Annotated in this window: 15 protein-coding genes, 4 tRNA genes and 1 riboswitch; of the genes, 7 read left to right on the forward strand and 12 right to left on the reverse strand. The window is 60.6% G+C overall.

The features are described 5' to 3' along the window. Positions 1-3 precede the first annotated feature (3 nt). The 7 genes from AACY08_RS21400 to uvrB form a co-directional block, all read right to left on the reverse strand. The gene (locus AACY08_RS21400) at positions 4-543 is read right to left on the reverse strand and encodes a TetR/AcrR family transcriptional regulator (RefSeq protein ID WP_339471301.1); all 540 of its coding nucleotides are present in this window, start codon (positions 541-543) and stop codon (positions 4-6) included. A 182-nt stretch (positions 544-725) separates the two neighbouring features. Further along, positions 726-801, reverse strand: a tRNA-Glu gene (locus AACY08_RS21405). An 80-nt stretch (positions 802-881) separates the two neighbouring features. Next, positions 882-957 (reverse strand) — tRNA-Ala (locus tag AACY08_RS21410). A 50-nt stretch (positions 958-1,007) separates the two neighbouring features. Then, a tRNA-Glu gene (locus tag AACY08_RS21415) sits at positions 1,008-1,083 on the reverse strand. Between the two features lie 56 nt (positions 1,084-1,139). Beyond that, positions 1,140-1,215, reverse strand: a tRNA-Ala gene (locus AACY08_RS21420). Between the two features lie 147 nt (positions 1,216-1,362). Next, complete coding sequence (gene gltX / locus AACY08_RS21425; protein WP_339471302.1) at positions 1,363-2,844, reverse strand: glutamate--tRNA ligase; 1,482 nt, start codon at positions 2,842-2,844, stop codon at positions 1,363-1,365. A 206-nt stretch (positions 2,845-3,050) separates the two neighbouring features. After that, entirely contained in the window at positions 3,051-5,066 is a 2,016-nt protein-coding gene (gene uvrB, locus AACY08_RS21430) for an excinuclease ABC subunit UvrB (RefSeq protein WP_065880879.1), read from the reverse strand. 341 nt (positions 5,067-5,407) lie between these two features. On the opposite strand from uvrB, the gene AACY08_RS21435 reads away from it, so the two are divergent. After that, positions 5,408-6,604, forward strand: a complete 1,197-nt coding sequence (locus AACY08_RS21435; protein ID WP_339416357.1) for an amino acid aminotransferase — start codon at positions 5,408-5,410, stop codon at positions 6,602-6,604. 110 nt (positions 6,605-6,714) lie between these two features. Beyond that, complete coding sequence (locus tag AACY08_RS21440) at positions 6,715-6,924, forward strand: hypothetical protein (protein WP_038442076.1); 210 nt, start codon at positions 6,715-6,717, stop codon at positions 6,922-6,924. A 105-nt stretch (positions 6,925-7,029) separates the two neighbouring features. Here the strand turns inward: AACY08_RS21440 and ptrR are convergent, their stop codons facing one another. After that, positions 7,030-7,902, reverse strand: coding sequence for a putrescine utilization regulator PtrR (gene ptrR / locus AACY08_RS21445; protein ID WP_339471303.1), 873 nt, complete (start codon positions 7,900-7,902; stop codon positions 7,030-7,032). Between the two features lie 103 nt (positions 7,903-8,005). On the opposite strand from ptrR, the gene AACY08_RS21450 reads away from it, so the two are divergent. Continuing rightward, a complete protein-coding gene (locus tag AACY08_RS21450) occupies positions 8,006-9,388 on the forward strand; it encodes an aldehyde dehydrogenase family protein (RefSeq protein ID WP_339471304.1) in 1,383 nt (460 codons plus the stop codon). A gap of 65 nt (positions 9,389-9,453) precedes the next feature. On the opposite strand, the gene AACY08_RS21455 is transcribed toward AACY08_RS21450, so the two are convergent. Then, the gene (locus AACY08_RS21455; RefSeq protein ID WP_339416362.1) at positions 9,454-9,759 is read right to left on the reverse strand and encodes a protealysin inhibitor emfourin; all 306 of its coding nucleotides are present in this window, start codon (positions 9,757-9,759) and stop codon (positions 9,454-9,456) included. 14 nt (positions 9,760-9,773) lie between these two features. Beyond that, complete coding sequence (locus AACY08_RS21460) at positions 9,774-10,838, reverse strand: M4 family metallopeptidase (protein WP_339471305.1); 1,065 nt, start codon at positions 10,836-10,838, stop codon at positions 9,774-9,776. A gap of 127 nt (positions 10,839-10,965) precedes the next feature. On the opposite strand from AACY08_RS21460, the gene AACY08_RS21465 reads away from it, so the two are divergent. Next, entirely contained in the window at positions 10,966-11,910 is a 945-nt protein-coding gene (locus AACY08_RS21465; RefSeq protein ID WP_339471307.1) for a DNA/RNA non-specific endonuclease, read from the forward strand. A 239-nt stretch (positions 11,911-12,149) separates the two neighbouring features. On the opposite strand, the gene AACY08_RS21470 is transcribed toward AACY08_RS21465, so the two are convergent. Together AACY08_RS21470 and AACY08_RS21475 are read right to left on the reverse strand one after the other, a co-directional pair. Beyond that, positions 12,150-13,007, reverse strand: coding sequence for a M24 family metallopeptidase (locus tag AACY08_RS21470; protein WP_445262038.1), 858 nt, complete (start codon positions 13,005-13,007; stop codon positions 12,150-12,152). Between the two features lie 11 nt (positions 13,008-13,018). Next, on the reverse strand, positions 13,019-13,462 hold the full coding sequence (locus AACY08_RS21475) for a hypothetical protein (RefSeq protein WP_339471308.1): 444 nt from the start codon (positions 13,460-13,462) through the stop codon (positions 13,019-13,021). 116 nt (positions 13,463-13,578) lie between these two features. Beyond that, positions 13,579-13,773: riboswitch (cobalamin riboswitch) on the forward strand. A 116-nt stretch (positions 13,774-13,889) separates the two neighbouring features. Between AACY08_RS21475 and AACY08_RS21480 the strand changes: the two genes are divergently transcribed. The 3 genes from AACY08_RS21480 to AACY08_RS21490 are packed head-to-tail and all read left to right on the forward strand — an operon-like array spanning position 13,890 to position 16,674. After that, a complete protein-coding gene (locus AACY08_RS21480; RefSeq protein ID WP_339471309.1) occupies positions 13,890-14,900 on the forward strand; it encodes an ABC transporter substrate-binding protein in 1,011 nt (336 codons plus the stop codon). Between the two features lie 8 nt (positions 14,901-14,908). Further along, positions 14,909-15,913 (forward strand): FecCD family ABC transporter permease, encoded by a 1,005-nt coding sequence (locus AACY08_RS21485; RefSeq protein ID WP_339471361.1) that lies wholly within the window; start codon positions 14,909-14,911, stop codon positions 15,911-15,913. After that, complete coding sequence (locus tag AACY08_RS21490; protein ID WP_339471310.1) at positions 15,910-16,674, forward strand: ABC transporter ATP-binding protein; 765 nt, start codon at positions 15,910-15,912, stop codon at positions 16,672-16,674. Before AACY08_RS21485 ends, AACY08_RS21490 begins: the two co-directional genes overlap by 4 nt. Positions 16,675-16,742 lie beyond the last annotated feature (68 nt).

Here is a 16,742-nt window from a genome sequence, read left to right on the forward strand (position 1 = left end):
CTTCTAGCGCACCGCCGACTTGGCGGCACGCAGCACACGGTCAGACAATTGACCAGGACCCAGCGCGCGGGCCAGGGCCAAGCCACCGATCATCAGCGCCATGTCAGCCAGGGCTTTGTCAGTGTCTTCAGGGCTGGCGGAGAGCTGCGCAGCCATCAGCTCGCAGTGCTCATTGAGTGCCTGGCGGAACTCATCCGGCAGACGGCTCATTTCGCCCACAGTGGCCGGGATCGGGCATGCCTGGGCCGTTGAGTCACGGTGCTTGCGCGACAAGTAGAACGCCGCCACCAGGCTTCTGCGCTCTTCTCCGGTCAGCTGTGGATCGATGTCGTCAATCGAGGCGCGACGCTTGGACAGCAACTGAGTAAAGGCCTCCAGCATCAGCGCGTCCTTGCTTTCGAAGTGCGCGTAGAAACCACCGACGGTCAGCCCCGCGGCGCCCATGACCTCCCCCACACTTGGCTCTACCGGGCCACGCTGGATCAACGCGGCGCTGGCAGCCTGCAGAATGCGTTCGCGGGTTTGCGCTTTTTTATCGCTCATCATTGCCTCCGATGTTCATGAGTTGAATATTATTACCATAATAATATTTGGCAAGCGACAGGCATGACCATTGGTCAGAAGAGAAAAAGGGAGTTGAGAGAGAGATCGGCCAAACGCCAGACAAACAAAAGGGCCATTCAATAATTGAATGACCCTTAAAAATCCCGCAGAGCGGGTAATCGTGGCGTCCCCTAGGGGACTCGAACCCCTGTTACCGCCGTGAAAGGGCGGTGTCCTAGGCCACTAGACGAAGGGGACACAAACCTTCTATACATTGATCAGCGCTGAGAACTGATCGATTCAAGGACCGAGTGACCGCAACCTTGAACCTGTAAAATTGGTGGAGCTAAACGGGATCGAACCGTTGACCTCTTGCATGCCATGCAAGCGCTCTCCCAGCTGAGCTATAGCCCCGGATTTTTCGTCTCGCGACGCAGCATACCTTTCGAAATGCTTGTTTAAACTGGCGTCCCCTAGGGGACTCGAACCCCTGTTACCGCCGTGAAAGGGCGGTGTCCTAGGCCACTAGACGAAGGGGACAAAACCTTCTGCACATCAATTCAAGGACGGTGTGGCCAGACCTTGAACCTGTAAATTGGTGGAGCTAAACGGGATCGAACCGTTGACCTCTTGCATGCCATGCAAGCGCTCTCCCAGCTGAGCTATAGCCCCTCATCGGTGAGGACGGGGCGAATCTTAATGGCGCTTTAGAAGTGTGTCAAATTTATTTTCAACAATTTCTAAAGTTTTTTGCCGGGATAACAATCACTTACCGGTGAAACCCCGGAAAACCGGGGTTTCACCGTTACAGCAGCCTGCTTAGGCGATAGCAGCCAGCAGTTTTTCCCACTCTTTGTTTTCTTTCTTTGATACACCACCAAGCAAATCAAGGGCTTGGCGCAGACGGAAACGCGTCAGGTCCGGGCCGAGAATTTCCATGGCATCCAGCACCGACACCGAACTGGCCTGCCCGGTGATCGCGGCAAACATCAAAGGCATGGCATCGCGCAGCTTCAATTCCAGGGACTCAACCACCGCCTGGATCGTCGCGGTGATCGCATCCTTCTCCCACTGACGCAGGCTTTCGAGCTTCCACAGGATCAACTGCATCAACTGGCGAACCTGATCACCGGAGAGTTTCTTGGACTCAAACAGCTTGGGGTCCGGGTTCACGCCACCGGCAAAGAAGAAGCTGGCCAACGGTGCGACCTGGCTGAATGTTTCCACCCTGCCCTGCACCAGCGGCGCGATCTTCATCATGTACTCAGGGTTCAACGCCCACTGCTGCACTCGGCTGGCGAACGCTTCCACCGGCAGGTCACGCAGCCATTGGCCATTGAGCCACGACAGTTTCTCGATATCGAAGATCGGCCCGCCCAGGGACACGCGGGACAGGTCGAAGTTGTCGACCATTTCCTGCAGCGAAAACTTCTCGCGCTCGTCCGGCATCGACCAGCCCATGCGGCCCAAATAGTTGAGCATCGCTTCCGGCATGAAGCCCATGCGCTCGTAGAAGGTCACCGAGGTCGGGTTCTTGCGCTTGGACAGCTTGCTCTTGTCCGGGTTACGCAACAGCGGCATGTAGCACAGCTGCGGCTGTTCCCAGCCGAAGTACTCGTAGAGCAGGATCAGTTTCGGTGCCGACGGCAGCCATTCTTCACCGCGTAGCACGTGAGTGATGCCCATCAGGTGGTCGTCGACCACGTTTGCGAGGAAGTACGTCGGCAGGCCGTCGGTCTTCATCAGCACTTGCATGTCCATGCGGTCCCACGGGATTTCGACGTCACCGCGCAGCATGTCCGGCACCACACACACGCCTTCACTCGGCACTTTCATGCGGATAACGTGCGGTTCGCCAGCGGCCAGGCGGCGGGCGACTTCTTCTTTCGACAGCAGCAGCGCACGGCCATCGTAGCGCGGGGTTTCGCCACGGGCCTGTTGCTCGGCGCGCATCTGGTCCAGCTCTTCTGCGGTGCAGAAGCACGGGAATGCATGACCCATGTCGACCAATTGCTGGGTGTACTGCTTGTAGATGTCACTGCGCTCGCTTTGGCGATAAGGACCATGCGGGCCGCCGACGTCCGGGCCTTCCGCCCAGGTAATGCCCAACCAGCGCAGGGCATCGAAAATCTGCTGTTCCGACTCACGGGTAGAGCGCAGTTGGTCGGTGTCTTCGATCCGCAGGATGAATTCACCGCCGTGCTGCTTGGCAAAGCAGTAGTTGAACAAGGCGATGTAAGCAGTGCCGACGTGGGGATCCCCAGTAGGCGATGGCGCAATGCGCGTGCGGACGGTGGTCATGGCAGGTCTCGAATGGGCGATAAAGCTGAAAATTGAAACAAGGGAGGAATGGTAACAGCCTGGGGTGGTTGGGCTCCAGCCTGGGTGACTCTGATGGACCGCGTCGCCCCCATCGCAGGCAAGCCAGCCTCCCACCTTGAACTGTTAACGCGGTCAAAATGTGAGAGCAGGCTTGCCTGCGATGGGGCCAGGTCAGTCAACGCAAATCAAACAGCCAGCAACCGCTCACGCAACTTGCCAATCTCATCGCGCATCTGCGCCGCCGCTTCAAACTCCAAGTCCCGCGCCAACTGGTACATCTTCTCTTCCAATTGCCGAATGCGCTTGGTGATTTCACTCGGCGAGCGCAGTTCGTTCTCGTACTTGGCGCTTTCCTCGGCAGCCTTGGCCATGCCCTTGCGCTTCTTGCTGCGCGAGCCCGGTACCACGGCGCCTTCCATGATGTCGGCAACGTCCTTGAACACACCCTTGGGCGTGATGCCATGTTCCAGGTTAAAGGCAATCTGTTTGTCGCGGCGGCGCTCGGTCTCGCCAATCGCCCGCTCCATGGAGCCGGTAATGCGGTCCGCGTAGAGAATCGCCCGCCCATTGAGGTTACGTGCCGCGCGGCCGATGGTCTGGATCAGCGAGCGTTCGGAACGCAGGAAACCCTCCTTGTCCGCATCGAGGATCGCCACCAGCGACACTTCCGGCATGTCCAGACCTTCACGCAGCAGGTTGATCCCCACCAGCACATCAAAGGTGCCCAGGCGAAGGTCGCGGATGATCTCCACGCGCTCTACCGTATCGATGTCCGAGTGCAGGTAGCGCACGCGCACGCCGTGGTCGGCGAGATAGTCAGTCAGGTCTTCAGACATGCGCTTGGTCAGCGTGGTGACCAGCACCCGCTCTTCGAGGGCCACGCGTTTGCCGATCTCCGAGAGCAAGTCATCGACCTGGGTCAACGCCGGGCGGATTTCGATTTGCGGGTCGACGAGCCCCGTCGGACGCACCAACTGCTCAACCACACGGCCCGCATGCTCGGCTTCGTAATTACCCGGCGTGGCCGAGACAAAAATCGTCTGCGGGCTGATGCTTTCAAACTCGTCAAAACGCATTGGCCGGTTGTCCAGCGCCGACGGCAGACGGAAACCGTATTCCACCAACGTCTCTTTACGCGAGCGGTCACCTTTGTACATCGCGCCGACCTGCGGCACGCTCACGTGGGACTCGTCGATCACCAACAGCGCGTCGTCCGGCAAGTAATCAAATAGTGTAGGCGGCGCCTGCCCGGAATCACGACCCGAGAGATAGCGCGAGTAGTTTTCGATACCGTTGCAGTAGCCCAGCTCCAGGATCATCTCCAGGTCGAAGCGGGTGCGCTGCTCCAGGCGCTGGGCTTCCACCAGTTTGTTGTTGGACCGCAGGTACTCCAGGCGCTCGGCCAACTCGGTCTTGATGCCCTCGATGGCGCCCATGAGGGTTTCGCGCGGGGTCACGTAGTGGCTTTTCGGATAGAACGTGAAGCGCGGCAGCTTGCGGATTACCTCGCCGGTCAACGGGTCGAAGGCCGACAGGCTCTCGACTTCATCGTCAAACAGTTCGATGCGGATCGCTTCCAGATCGGATTCCGCCGGGTAAATATCGATGACATCGCCGCGCACGCGGAAGGTCGCGCGGGCAAAGTCCATGTCGTTGCGGGTGTATTGCAGGCTCGTCAGGCGACGCAGCAACTCGCGCTGGTCGAGTTTGTCGCCGCGATCAACGTGCAGCACCATTTTCAAATAGGTTTCCGGGCTGCCCAGGCCGTAGATGCACGACACCGTGGTGACGATGATCGCGTCCTTGCGCTCGAGCAGCGCCTTGGTCGCCGACAGCCGCATCTGCTCGATGTGGTCGTTGATCGACGCGTCCTTCTCGATAAAGGTATCGGAGGACGGCACATAGGCTTCGGGCTGGTAGTAGTCGTAGTAGGAAACGAAGTATTCCACCGCGTTATTCGGGAAGAACGCCTTGAACTCGCCATACAACTGCGCGGCCAGGGTCTTGTTGGGCGCCAGCACCAGCGTGGGCCGGTTGATCTGCGCGATCACGTTGGCGATGCTGAAGGTCTTGCCCGAACCGGTCACCCCGAGCAGCGTCTGATGGGCCAGGCCGGCTTCGATGCCCTCGACCATCTGGCGAATGGCTTCTGGCTGATCGCCAGCGGGTTCAAAGCGGGTGACGAGTTGGAAATCCGACATAAGTACCTCGTGTAGTCACCCCAGACTGTAAACCCGTCGAGGACGAAATAGACCACAACCCGCGAAGATTCAGAGCGGACAGTAGGAAAAAACCATGATAGCTATAGAAGTGGTGGCGAATGTGTCGGGTTTCAAGGCAATCCTCCTACGCGACCTTTCCGATCACGGTTGCAATAAGACTAACGGCCAGTAAATAAACCTAAAAACTTGGCCGAAAAGCCGTTTCGGCTGTCGCCCTCAGCCGTGATGGCCTCTATACTAGCTCCCCGTTTGTGCACCGCTCTAGTGCATTCGGCTGGAGCGCGACACGTCCCTCCCTTCCCCCATAGAGCTGCCGCAAAATGAGCCTGTTCTCCGCTGTCGAAATGGCACCACGCGATCCTATCCTGGGCCTCAACGAAGCATTCAACGCCGATACACGAACCACCAAGGTCAACCTTGGCGTGGGCGTTTACTGCAACGAAGAGGGGAAGATTCCACTCTTGCGTGCCGTTGCCGAAGCGGAAGCCATTCGCGTGGCGCAACACGCAGCCCGAGGCTACTTGCCGATCGACGGCATCGCGGCGTATGACAAGGCCGTGCAAACGCTGCTGTTCGGTGCTGAGTCGCCACTGCTGGCCGCGAGTCGCGTCGTGACCGTCCAGGCCGTTGGCGGAACCGGCGCCCTGAAAATCGGTGCCGACTTCCTCAAGCAACTGCTGCCAGACGCCGTTGTCGCCATCAGCGACCCAAGCTGGGAAAACCACCGCGCCCTGTTCGAAACCGCGGGTTTCCCGGTGCAGAACTACCGCTACTACGACGCCGCCACCCACGACGTAAACCGTGCAGGCCTGCTCGAAGACCTCAACGCCCTGCCGCCACAGTCCATCGTGGTGCTGCACGCCTGCTGCCACAACCCGACCGGCGTCGACCTGAGCCCGGCTGACTGGCAAAATGTGCTGGATGTGGTCAAGGCCAAGAACCTGGTGCCGTTCCTCGACATGGCCTACCAGGGCTTTGGCGACGGCATCCACGAAGACGCCGCTGCCGTACGTCTTTTCGCTGAGTCGGGCCTGACCTTCTTTGTGTCCAGTTCGTTCTCCAAGTCGTTCTCGCTGTACGGCGAACGTGTGGGCGCGCTGTCCATCGTTAGCGACTCCAAGGAAGAAAGCGCGCGCATCCTGTCCCAGGTCAAGCGTGTGATCCGCACCAACTACTCCAACCCGCCGACCCACGGCGCGGCAATTGTTGCAGCGGTGTTGAACAACCCTGAGCTGCGCGCCCAATGGGAAGCCGAACTGGCTGAAATGCGCCTGCGCATCCGTGGCATGCGCGAGCAGATGGTCGCCGAACTGGCCAAGGCTGCTCCGGGCAAGGACTTCAGCTTTGTCGGCCGCCAGCGCGGGATGTTCTCCTACTCCGGCCTGACCGTTGAGCAAGTCACCCGCTTGCGCACCGAGTTTGGGATCTATGCACTGGATACCGGGCGTATCTGTGTGGCGGCGCTGAACCAGTCGAACATTGATGCGGTCACAAAGGCGATTGTTCAGGTTCTCTAACTTGGCGGCGCCGCAAGAAGGGAAGCCACGGCTTCCCTTTTTAATGCCTGTCAGAAAATGCCCTGCTCCCCTAGACTGAACCCTGATTGCCCCTTTGCTGTGAGAGCCTTATGAGAAACGATGACCTGGACCTGCGTGCCGACCGCGACGAGCTGGACCACTTCACCCCACGCGCGCCGCAAGCCAAGCGCCAGAAGAGCTTGGTGTTGCAGGTAGCGCTCGGCGTGTTCCTCGGAGGCTTGGCACTGTGGCTGGTGCAATTGGGTGCCACCGCGTTAATGGCAAAACTGGCGATGGGCACCCTGCAATTCGGCGGCTGATAGAGATCAAGATGTGGGAGCTGGCTTGCCTGCGATGCCAGCACCTCGGCGTATCAGGCAAAACGGGTTGATGCTATCGCAGGCAAGCCGTATACAACATTCGATCTACTGGTTTACCAGAGCGCGTTCCTCCAGCAACTTCACAAAACTGTTCAAACTCTGCGAGACAGTGCCCCGCCGCCAGATCAGCCAGGTGTGCAAGATCCGGAAATTTTCCGTCAGCGGCCACACACTCACCGCCGAAAACCCCGGCATGCTTTCCAGCATGCTGCGCGGCATCAGTGCCACCCCGGCCCCGGCGCTGACGCAGGCAAGCATGCCGTGGTAGGACTCGATCTCGAAGATCTTGCCCGGTACCGCGCCGTCCTGTGAGAACCAGCGCTCAAAGTGATGCCGGTACGAGCAGTTCGAGCGAAAGGTGTAGATGTTCTCGCCGTTCACCTCTTGCCCTCGTGTGATCGGCGCGTGATGCAGCGACGCAATCACCACCATCTCTTCTTCAAATACCGCTACGCCCTCAAGGGTGCTGTGCAGCACCGGGCCATCAACAAACGCCGCCGTCAGTCGACCCGACAGCACGCCTTCAATCATCGTGCCCGATGGCCCGGTGCTCAAGTCCAACTCGACCTTGGTGTGCTTCTGGTTGTAGGCCGCCAGCAATGCGGGTATGCGCACCGCCGCGGTGCTTTCCAGCGAGCCCAGGGCAAACGCGCCCTGGGGCTCCTCCCCCGCCACCGTCGCGCGGGCTTCCTGCACCAGGTCGAGGATGCGCCGCGCATAGCCGAGGAAATTCCACCCGGCCGGCGACAGGCGCAGGCGGCTTTTCTCTCGGATAAACAGTTCCACGCCCAGATCCTGCTCCAGTTGTTTGATGCGCGTGGTCAGGTTCGACGGCACCCGATGAATCAACTGCGCGGCGGCGCTGATGCTGCCCTGCTCGGCAACGGCCTTGAAGATTTCCAGCTGCACCAAATCCAATTCATTCTCCAATTATGAATGTATTGCTCAATATTATTCAGTTTCCAGAAAAGAGATAACCCCTTAGGCTGAACTCAACGTATTCATTCAGCAGGACGGCGCCATGAACGCAACCACCCATGCCCTCTCGATTAACCCGGCCAACGGCGAAACCGTCGCCAGCTATCCCTACGAAACCCATCAGCAACTGGACGCCGCCCTCGGTCGCGCCACCCACGCGTTCCGCACCTGGCGCCGCCAGCCAGTGAGCCAGCGCGCCGAGTTGCTGCTGAGCCTGGCCAGCGCCCTGCGTGACCAAGCAGAAGAAATGGCCCAGACCATCACCCTGGAAATGGGCAAACCCATCGCCCAAGCCCGTGCCGAAATCGAAAAATGCGCGCAACTCAGCGAATGGTACGCCGCCCACGGTCCGGCCATGCTCGCCCCGGAACCGACCCTGGTGGACAACGGCAGCGCCCAGATCGAATACCGCCCGCTCGGCCCTATCCTGGCGGTAATGCCGTGGAACTTCCCAGTATGGCAAGTGCTGCGCGGCGCCGTGCCGACCATGCTAGCCGGCAACACCTACGTGCTCAAACACGCACCGAACGTAATGGGCAGTGCCTATCTGATCCAACAAGCGTTTAAAAAGGCTGGCTTCGCCGAAGGGCTGTTCGAAGTGATCAACGTGGCCAACGAAGGCGTGTCCAAAGCCATCGCCGATCCACGCATCGCCGCCGTTACCCTGACCGGCAGCGTGCGTGCCGGCATCGCCATTGGCTCCCAGGCCGGCGCTGCACTGAAAAAATGCGTGCTGGAACTCGGCGGCTCCGACCCGTTCATCGTACTCAACGACGCCGACCTCGACGCCGCCGTGCAAGCCGCCCTGATCGGCCGCTTCCAGAACAGCGGCCAAGTCTGCGCCGCCGCCAAGCGCCTGATCATCGAGGCCGGTGTGGTGGACGCCTTCACCGCCAAATTCCTCGAAGCCAGCCGCGCCCTGGTAATGGGCGACCCAACTTGCGCCGCCACCTACATCGGCCCGATGGCGCGCTTCGACCTGCGCGACGAACTGCACGGCCAGGTCCAGGCCACCCTTGAAGAAGGCGCAACCCTATTGCTGGGCGGCAACAAAGTACCCGGCGCCGGCAACTTCTACGCACCGACCGTACTGGCAGACGTCACCGACCAGATGACCTCATTCAAGCAGGAACTGTTCGGCCCCGTGGCCTCAATCATCACCGCCCGCGACGCCGACCACGCCGTGGCCCTGGCGAATGACAGCGAGTTCGGCCTCACCGCCAGCATCTTCACCACCGACACGGCGAAGGCACGCGATATCGCCAACCAGTTGGAAACCGGCGGGATCTTCATCAACGCCTTCAGCGTTTCCGACCCTCGGGTGGCGTTTGGCGGCGTGAAAAAAAGTGGGTTCGGCCGCGAGTTGTCGCACTTCGGCGTACGCGAATTCTGCAACGCGCAAACGGTGTGGCTGGATCGCAAATAAGTCGAGCATTACCTGTGGTGAGGGCGCTCGCTCCCGTGGGGCTGCGCAGTAGAGCTAAAGCGGCCTCAACACCGAATATGCCTGCGTACGCACTGCACCAGCCCGTCCAGTGCCTGGGACTTCACCGGCGCCAGCACGCACACCGTGTGCTCGCGCTGGCCCTCTGTCACGGTCAGGGTGTAATGCACCTGGCCTGGCTTCCCGGGCTCCGGGACGGTGCTCTGCGGCAACTGAAAAAAGTCTGAAGCCGCGATCAGTTGCCGCAACTCCTGCTGATCCTGCTCAGGCAGCGCGTCCAGCTTCACCGTACGGGGCTGGGCCAAACCGGGGAAAAATGCCGGTCCGCCGTTTTCCTTGATCGAAATCTGCATGGTTGTTCCTCACGTCAGACCGAAATACCGACCGCTTTCCAACCTTCCTTGACCGCCTTCTGCTCATCCTTGTTCGCGCCGTAGAGTCGACCGGCAATATCGTAGGTGATGCGCGCAAAGCGCAGAAACCCCGAGTTGGGCCGCAGCCGCGCATCGCGCAACGCGTCATACCAGATACGCCCGGCGTGCTCCCAGGCGAACCCGCCCAACTTCGTCGCCACTTGGTAGAACGCATGGTTGGGGATGCCGGAATTGATATGCACCCCACCATTGTCATCGTAGGTCTGGACAAAATCATCCATGTGCCCAGGCTGAGGGTCCTTGCCCAGCAGTTCGTCGTCAAACGCGGTGCCGGGGGCTTTCATCGAACGCAGGGCGGTGCCTTTGATCTTTGGCGTAAACAGCCCCTTGCCGATCAGCCAGTCGGCGTCTTGCGCCGATTGCTGCAGTGCATATTGCTTGATCAGTGAGCCGAACACGTCCGACAGCGATTCGTTCAACGCGCCGGACTGATTGAAGTACATCAGCTTGGCCTCATCCTCGGTGACGCCATGGGCCAGCTCATGACCAATCACGTCGAGCGCCACTGTGAAGCGATTGAACAACTGCTCATCGCCATCGCCAAACACCATCTGGGAAGAGTTCCAGAACGCATTGTTGTAGTTCTGGCCAAAATGAACGGTCGCGTCCAATGCCATGCCGGCATCATCGATGGAGTTGCGGTCGAAGACCTGCTCGAAAAAATCAAAGGTGGCGCCCAAGCCATCATAGGCCTCGTCAACGGCCGCATCACCGCTGGCGGGCTGCCCTTCGCCACGGACCAGCGTTCCCGGCAGGCTGTCGGTGCCCTCGGCGCTGTAGATCGAGCGCCGCTTGCCTGCGGCCATGGCCAGCGCCATGTGAGCGGGCCCTTTGGCGGACACCGCGACCATGCGCAGCGAGCGGAACGTGCTGTCTTTAGCGCGGGTGCGCAACGCGATTTCCCGCTGCGCTTTATCACCGTTGCGGGCGATCTGGTCGAGCATGTAGGGCGGGATCAGGCAGAAAATCGGATTGCGATGCTGCTGGCGAACACACATTGGCTGGCTCCATTTGGCATGTGACAACGTCCGGGTATCGATTCAGGATAGCGCCATGGGGTTAACGCGTGTCATCAATTGTCATTAACCTATGTTGCAGTCGTGCTTATCCAAGGAGGACTGACCGATGCCCGCACGCAAAACCAAAATCGACCTTTCGTACCGCCCACGGCTCGCCGACCTGCGCCCGCTGCTCGCACCCAGCCCCACTCTGCTGGAGGCCAAGGCGGCGACGCCACGCGTCACTGCGGCCAAGGACTTCAAGGACCGGAGCGGCTACGCCGAGGATTTTCTCGGCAGCTTCGTGGTGCCCTGGCCCACCGTTGAGGACGCGATTGCGGATGATGTACAGACGCTGAAAGAGGGCGGCGACCGCCTGGACTACACGCACTTCTCGGTAACGATGTCACGCTCAAGGCGCCTCGCGCTCTACGTGGGCGCCAATATCGACGGGGGGCTGCATGTGGACGTTGCCCGCAGAAACGACATTTGGGCCTACGATGGCCGCCTGCCCATCGACGCGCAGGTGGGCGAAGACCTCTACGCCAGCAATGGCCTTGATCGCGGCCACCTGGTACGCCGACAGGACCCCAATTGGGGCGACGAGGCGAAAATCGCCAACGTCGACACATTCCACTTCACCAACTGCTCGCCGCAGATGAGTGGGTTCAACCAGAAGACCTGGCTGGAACTCGAAGACTATATTCTCGATAACACCCAACGTTGGAAAGCCCGCGCCACCGTGTTTACCGGGCCGGTGTTTGCCGACGACGACCGTGTGTACCGGGGCGTTAAAATCCCCAAGGCCTTCTGGAAAGTCGTCGCCTACCTCGGCGACGACGGCAAGCCTTGCGCGAGCGCCTACATGATTGACCAGAGCCGCGAGTTGGGCCAGCTCGCGCTGGTGTTCGGCCAGCTCAGGACCCACCAACGCAGTGTGATCCAGATAGAACGGCTGACCGGCATCCGTTTTGCCAACCTTGCCGACTACGACGGCTTCAGCAACGAAGAACGCGCCACCGGCACGCGGATTGAAGCGTTGATACAAGGTCCGGAAGACATTCGTCTCTGACCGAACGGACGACGTACATCAAGTGTGGGAGCTGGCTTGCCTGCGATAGCCACAGGTATCTACACACTATTGTAGTGAGCGAGCTTGTCCCGCTCGCTACAGGTTGCTCCTGCACCTTCAAAAAATGTGTAGATACCTATGCTGCGATGGTGCTGGATCAGGCAACCTCGTTGTCGCCTGTACCGCCGTCTTCGCAGGCAAGCCAGCTCCCACATTTTGATCTGTGTTGATTTGCCGAATCAGTCCAGCATCCGGCTAAGGAGCCGATGCCCGTCTGCAGTCACCTCGACCATCGCGGACAACATCACACCATCGGCACCGTCCTTGGAGAGCAAGCTCCAAAAGTCTGGCGGCCGATACCGCACCCCAAAGCTGCCAGCCTTGGCGATCACATACACATTCAGCACCTGCCCGGGCTGCATCAAAGGGCTGTCCCCTTCGACCTTATAACCCAGCACCTGCGGTTTCTGAATCCGTGCTTGCCCCATGGCGTAGCCCGCAAACTCGTGCACCGCGACCGCCTGCCCCGCGTCCAGCACCTGTTGAATCGCCGCCCCCACATTCGAGAGCGGCTCACCGCCGTGCACCTGGGCAATCCCACTGGCCAGTGCACGCCGCGCTGTGGCCAGCAACTGGTGCTGCGCCGGGGTGGCATCAAGGGTGGCGAAGGTCCAGACCTGGGCGACGTGGGCCCGGGCGGATGCGGCAATCAATTCCACTTTCACCAGCGCCGCGTCGGGGAACGGCACGTCAGTCGGCGGTGCGGCGCTCACTTGGTTGTTCACCGACACCGCCACCGCTGCCGGGTAGCCCTGATAGCCATACATCATCGGCAACCAGCCTTGCTGCTCGAACTGCTCGAGTAAAAACGCCTGAACCGCCGTACCGGTACCGCCCTTGCGGATCATCGGCCCGACCTGGAGCAACATGTCGCTGGCCAGAGGCGCTAACCGCGCCTCTTCAGCCAGAATGGTGGCGTCGTCCAACTGCGCGATAGCGTTCGCCCTGGCGCCGATCTTGTCTGTGTAGCGCGCCAGCAGGTCGCCAGCATCGGCATTCACGCTGAACAGCAGCGCCAGTTTGCCCAGAAGGCTCAAGGTGCGAGCAATCATTGCGCATTAATGTAATGAAATTGCGCCTGGGTCTTTTCAACGGCCGCACGCACTGTGTCTCTTTGTGCATCGGTGCCCGAGTAGTAAATCTGCATCCCGTTCAAATCCTGCCCTTCGACCGCTTTGCTGATCACAGCAACGTCGACCGGGCTGCTGGCGCCGATAATCAAAAAGAACACATCGCCCATGCGTTTTGCATTCAGCAATTCGCCCCTGAGGTGGGCGGCGTTTTGATCACTGGCCATGGCAATTGCCAGCGTATCGCCAAACAAACCGGTTTTGGGGATGCTCATCGTGTGCAAACGGAGCTTGTCCGACCCGGCGGGCATCGAATTGACGTACGCAGTGGCGGCCTCGTCAAGAATCTGCTTTTCAGATTTGCCCTGGGTGGCGCAACCGGCGAGCGTGGCGATAAGGGCGAGAACGACTAATGATTTCACTGTGTTTTCCTTGTGTGAGGGCTATCCATGGATGCGCATCATAAGAGACGCCCCCCGCGAGAGCCACCACCGTCTTCACGACCCGCGTGTTTGGAGCTCCCGCTAAGGTGCTTGATCGACTACCATACCGCGCCGGTTCCCAAACGGGACTAATAGGGAATCCGAAGCGCGCTACACCCGCGCCAATCGGAACTGCCCCCGCAACTGTAGGTGCTGAGCCTGCTCCTTAATGCCACTGGATCACGTCCGGGAAGGCTGGAGCGTGGCGACGACGCATCAGTCAGGAGACCTGCCGGCTTAAGCTCAATCACTAACCGGCGGGGTGTCCGGGAAGGACACGCTTGCCTGTCTCCACCACAGTGCTCAAGGGTGTGTTTCCGAACCGTACCTCCCCAGTTCGACGTACGGTTCACTCGGAGATTGCACCATGCTGCCACGCGTTACCGCCCTGCTCGCCGGCGTCAGCTTCTGTGCCCTGGCCCAAGCCGCGCCCACCCACTACCCACTGACCGTGGAAAACTGCGGCAGCCGCCTGACCTTCCAGCAGGCTCCCGCGCGCAGCGTGACGATTGGCCAGGCGGCTACCGAGATGCTTTACGCGCTGGGCGTGGGCGATAAAGTGGTTGGCACTTCGTTGTGGTTCAACAGCGTATTGCCGCAGTTCAAGGCGCAGAACGACAGCATCGAGCGCCTGGCCAACAACGAGCCGAGCTTCGAAGCGGTGATCGCCAAGCGCCCGCAACTGGTGGCCGCCGAGCTGGAATGGGTGGTCGGGCCGCAAGGCGTGGTCGGCACCCGCGAGCAATTCCATGAGCTGAAGATCCCCACCTACCTGCTGCCCTCCGACTGCGAAGGCAAAGACAACCTGGTGGGCGCCGATGGCACGCGGCTGGAGCCTTTCCGCATCGCGACGATCTACAAAAGCATCAGCCAGCTGGCGCAAATTTTCGACGTACAGGATCGCGGCGAACAATTGAACGACGAACTCAAGGCGCGCTTGGCCAAGTCGGTCGCCACCGTGCAAAGCAAAGGCCTCAAGCACGCCAGCGCGTTGGTGTGGTTCTCCAGTTCCGAGATGGCCAGCGAGCCGTACGTGGCCGGCCACAAAGGCATTCCCGAATTCATGCTGCAAACCCTCGGCCTTTCCAACGTGGTGCAGTCCGATGAAGAATGGCCCGCCGTCGGCTGGGAAACCATCGTCAAGGCCAACCCGACCTTTTTGATCATCGCACGCATGGACCGGCGCCGTTACCCGGCTGACGACCATGAAAAGAAACTGGCCTTTTTGCGCAGCGACCCGGTCACGCGCAACATGGACGCGGTGAAAAACAACCGCATCATCATCATCGATGCCATGGCGCTGCAGGCCAGCATTCGTACGTTCGACGGCCTTGAACAACTGGCGGCCGCCATCGACGGCTACGACCTGCACAAATGACTGCCAGCCTGATCCGGACCCTACTGGCCCTGGCCTTGCTACTGATCGCCGTGCTCGCCGGCGTGGCCATCGGTGAAACCGCCATCTCGCCGCACGTCGTGCTCCAGGTACTCGCCAATAAACTGTGGGCGGCCGGCTATGCGCTGGACCCGATCGATGAGGGCGTGGTGTGGAACTACCGCCTCACACGTGCCCTGGTAGCCGCCGCGTGCGGTGCGGGACTGGCGACGTGCGGGGTGATTCTGCAGTCGTTATTGCGTAACCCGTTGGCCGATCCGTACCTGCTGGGCATCAGCGCCGGCGCCTCGACTGGCGCGGTGCTGGTGGCGCTGATGGGCGTGGGTGGCGGGCTGATCTCGTTGTCGGCCGGTGCGTTTGTCGGCGCGGTGGCCGCGTTTGCCTTGGTGATTCTGCTGGCGCGCGCCAGCGGTTCGGCGAGCGGCACCGGCCAGATCATCCTCGCCGGCATTGCCGGATCGCAGCTGTTCAATGCGCTTACCGCGTTCTTGATCACCAAGTCGGCCAGCTCCGAACAGGCGCGCGGCATCATGTTCTGGCTGTTGGGCAACCTCAGCGGCGTGCGCTGGCCGTCGGTGTGGTTGGCGGTGCCGGTGGCGGTCGTGGGCTTGGCGGTGTGCCTGTGGCATCGTCGGGCGCTGGATGCATTCACCTTTGGCAGTGACTCGGCGGCGTCCCTCGGTATCCCCGTGCGCCGCGTGCAATTTGTGTTGGTGGGCTGCGCGGCACTGGTGACGGCTGTGATGGTGTCGATTGTCGGCGCCATCGGCTTTGTCGGGCTGGTGATCCCCCACGCCGTGCGTCTGTTGCTCGGCACCGGGCACTCACGCTTGCTGCCGGCCAGCGCACTCGGCGGCGCGCTGTTTTTGATTGCAGCGGATGTGCTGTCGCGCACGCTGATCAAGGGCCAGGTGATTCCGGTCGGCGTGGTCACGGCGCTGGTCGGTGCGCCGGTGTTCGCGCTGATCCTCATTGGCCGGAGGAACGCGCGATGACGGTTTTAAGCTGCACGGGGTTGGGCTTCAAGGTGCGTGAGGCTGAGTTATTACGCGATATTCACCTGGACGTGCAGTTGGGTGAAACCTTGGGAATTGTCGGGCCAAACGGTTCCGGTAAATCCACCTTACTCAAACTGCTGGCAGGCTTGCGCGCGCCGGCATCTGGCGAAGTGTTGTTGGGCGGCCAGCCTTTGGGCGACCTGTCCCGCCGCGCCATCGCGCAGCAACTGGCCGTGGTGGAGCAACAGGCTGACACGGACGATGCCATCCGCGTGTTCGACGCCGTGGCGCTGGGCCGTACGCCGTGGTTGTCGGCGCTGAGCCCGTGGTCCAGCGAAGACGATGCCATCGTGAACCAGGCCTTGCATGACGTCGACGCCACTCACCTGAGCAAACGCGCCTGGCGCAGCCTCTCGGGCGGTGAACGCCAACGCGTGCACATCGCCCGCGCATTGGCGCAACGGCCACAGATACTGCTACTGGATGAGCCGACCAATCATTTGGATATCCAGCATCAGCTGGCGATCTTGAAGGGTGTGCAAGGGCTGCCGGTGACCACATTGATTGCGCTGCATGACCTGAATCAAGCGCTGACCTGTGATCGGCTGGCGGTACTGGATCGTGGACGGCTGGTGGCGCTGGGCAAGCCGATGGAAGTGCTGACGCCGCAGCGCTTGCAGGAGACGTTTGGGGTGCAGGCGCACTACCTGACAGACCCGTTTGATGGCGCGCAGATACTGCGGTTGCGCCCGAACTGAGTAACGCCGGTTACGACAACACCAGAAATCCAATGCTGGCTTCGGCTCTACAGCACAGGAATACAGTC

The sequence above is a fragment of the Pseudomonas sp. EL_65y_Pfl1_R83 genome (genome assembly GCF_963970695.1).
In the GTDB taxonomy this organism is placed as follows: Bacteria; Pseudomonadota; Gammaproteobacteria; order Pseudomonadales; family Pseudomonadaceae; genus Aquipseudomonas; species Aquipseudomonas tritici.

Excerpts from the sequence above, each read along its gene's own strand:
- AACY08_RS21400 (WP_339471301.1), bottom strand. The coding sequence starts at position 543 with ATGAGCGATAAAAAAGCGCAAACCCGCGAACGCATTCTGCAGGCTGCC.
- gltX (WP_339471302.1), bottom strand. The coding sequence starts at position 2,844 with ATGACCACCGTCCGCACGCGCATTGCGCCATCGCCTACTGGGGATCCC.
- uvrB (WP_065880879.1), bottom strand. The coding sequence starts at position 5,066 with ATGTCGGATTTCCAACTCGTCACCCGCTTTGAACCCGCTGGCGATCAG.
- AACY08_RS21435 (WP_339416357.1), top strand. The coding sequence starts at position 5,408 with ATGAGCCTGTTCTCCGCTGTCGAAATGGCACCACGCGATCCTATCCTG.
- AACY08_RS21440 (WP_038442076.1), top strand. The coding sequence starts at position 6,715 with ATGAGAAACGATGACCTGGACCTGCGTGCCGACCGCGACGAGCTGGAC.
- AACY08_RS21450 (WP_339471304.1), top strand. The coding sequence starts at position 8,006 with ATGAACGCAACCACCCATGCCCTCTCGATTAACCCGGCCAACGGCGAA.
- AACY08_RS21455 (WP_339416362.1), bottom strand. The coding sequence starts at position 9,759 with ATGCAGATTTCGATCAAGGAAAACGGCGGACCGGCATTTTTCCCCGGT.
- AACY08_RS21460 (WP_339471305.1), bottom strand. The coding sequence starts at position 10,838 with ATGTGTGTTCGCCAGCAGCATCGCAATCCGATTTTCTGCCTGATCCCG.
- AACY08_RS21465 (WP_339471307.1), top strand. The coding sequence starts at position 10,966 with ATGCCCGCACGCAAAACCAAAATCGACCTTTCGTACCGCCCACGGCTC.
- AACY08_RS21480 (WP_339471309.1), top strand. The coding sequence starts at position 13,890 with ATGCTGCCACGCGTTACCGCCCTGCTCGCCGGCGTCAGCTTCTGTGCC.
- AACY08_RS21490 (WP_339471310.1), top strand. The coding sequence starts at position 15,910 with ATGACGGTTTTAAGCTGCACGGGGTTGGGCTTCAAGGTGCGTGAGGCT.